A 2,092-nucleotide genomic window follows, 5' to 3' on the forward strand; every position below is an offset into this window, starting at 1 on the left:
CCGCCGGAGGGACCGTCCCCGCCCCCGTCCCGAGCGTGCCGACTCGACGACCGACCCATGTACGCTCCGATTCCCACCCACGGTGATTTAAGCCCCGGCTCACATGATGGACGCGCGGAACCGGGCAAAGGTTGCGTGGGAGTCGACCGAATGCGAGCGGGTGTTGCCTCTGGTGCAGCTGTTGATCAGGATAGAGAATCGGACCCCGTTTTGGGGAGCCCGGAGCGGATCATCAACTCGCCGGATGCTTTACCAGCTCGTGGACAGCGGCATCCCCTCGGCGAACCCGGACGGGTTCTGGATCCCGACCGTGGCCCGCTCGTGGAACTCCTCCAGCGTGCGCGCGCCCGCGTAGGTGCACGAGCTGCGCAGCCCCGCCACGATCTGGTCGATCAGGTCCTCCACGCCGGGGCGGCGCGGGTCCAGGAACATCCGCGAGGTGGAGATCCCCTCCTCGAACAGGGCCTTGCGGGCCCGGTCGAAGGGGGAGTCCTCGGCGGTGCGCAGCCGCACCGCCCGCGCGGACGCCATGCCGAAGCTCTCCTTGTAGAGCCGGCCGTCGGCGGTGCGCTGCAGGTCGCCGGGCGACTCGTAGGTGCCGGCGAACCAGGACCCCACCATCACGTTCGCGGCGCCGGCGGCGAGCGCGAGGGCCACGTCGCGCGGGTGCCGGACGCCGCCGTCCGCCCACACGTGGCGGCCGAGGCGGCGCGCCTCGGCGGCGCACTCCAGCACGGCGGAGAACTGGGGGCGACCGACGCCGGTCATCATCCGGGTCGTGCACATCGCGCCGGGGCCCACGCCGACCTTGACGATGTCGGCGCCCGCCTCGATCAGGTCGCGGGTGCCCTCGGCGGTCACCACGTTGCCCGCCACCACCGGGACGGCCGGGTCGAGGCCGCGGACGGCGGCCAGCGCGCTCAGCATCTTCTCCTGGTGCCCGTGCGCGGTGTCGACGACCAGCAGGTCGGCGCCCGCCTCCAGCAGCGCCTTGGCCTTGCCCGCGACGTCGCCGTTCACGCCGACCGCCGCGGCGATGCGCAGCCGGTCGGCGGCGTCCACGGCGGGCCGGTAGAGGGTGGCGCGCAGCGCGCCGGTGCGGGTGAGGACGCCGGTGAGCCGCCCGTCGGCGTCGACGACCGGGGCGAGCCGGTGGCCGCGCTCGTGCAGCCGGTCGAACGCCTCGCGCGGGTCCGCGCCGGCCGGCAGCGTCACCAGGTCGCGGGACATGATGTCGCGCAGCTGCGCGAACCGGTCGACGCCCTGGCAGTCGGCCTCGGTGACCACGCCGACGGGGCGGTCGTCCTCGACCACGATCACGGCGTTGTGCGCCCGCTTGTGCAGGAGGGCGAGCGCGTCGCCGGCGGTGCTGCCCGGGTCCAGCCGGATCGGGGTGTCCACGACCAGGTCGCGCCCCTTGACCCAGCCGATCACCTCGGCGACGACGTCGGCCGGGATGTCCTGCGGGAGCACGGCGAGCGCGCCGCGCCGGGCGACGGTCTCGGCCATCCGGCGGCCGGACACGGCCGTCATGTTCGCCACCACGAGCGGGATCGTCGTGCCGCTGCCGTCGGAGGTCGACAGGTCGACCTCCAGGCGGGAACCGACCGCCGAGCGGCGCGGGACCATGAAGACGTCGTTGTAGGTCAGGTCGTGAGCGGAACGCTCACCGTTCAGCAGGTGCACGGCTGTACTACACACACCAATCGCGGATCCGGGGTGGCTGGGCCACCGTACATTCTCCGCCATACCCGGCGATGGTCCCGCCACGCGGTGCCGCGGGGCCGCCGCGGCCCCGTACCCAGGGGTGATGACTGTGTGTCCCCGGGGTGCGACCGGCCGCTCCGCGGCGATGTCCCCGGGCTCTTCCAGGCAGGACGAAAGTGAAACGCCTGACCCGGTGGAAAACGGTGCAACGTGGGGCTTGGCTCTCTGTAAAGTTACCTCTTGACGTAACTGCGCCCACGATGCACTTTTTTTACATGTGTCTCACGCGGACGGCGGCGGACCCGCCGTAATTGGGCGTGACGGCAGAACCCCCGGGAGAAGCGCATGCAGGTCACGCACTTGGGCCCGGTCGGCCATGCCCGCA

General features: G+C 72.2%; 1 protein-coding gene. It reads right to left on the bottom strand.

Annotated features, from left to right (window positions below; all coding sequences use genetic code 11):
• Window positions 1-249: 249 nt before the first annotated feature.
• Entirely contained in the window at window positions 250-1,686 is a 1,437-nt protein-coding gene (locus ETD96_RS43565) for a GuaB1 family IMP dehydrogenase-related protein (protein ID WP_274704691.1), read from the bottom strand.
• Between the last annotated feature and the right edge of the window lie 406 nt (window positions 1,687-2,092).

Source organism: Actinomadura geliboluensis (genome assembly GCF_005889745.1).
Classification (GTDB): Bacteria; Actinomycetota; Actinomycetes; order Streptosporangiales; family Streptosporangiaceae; genus Spirillospora; species Spirillospora geliboluensis.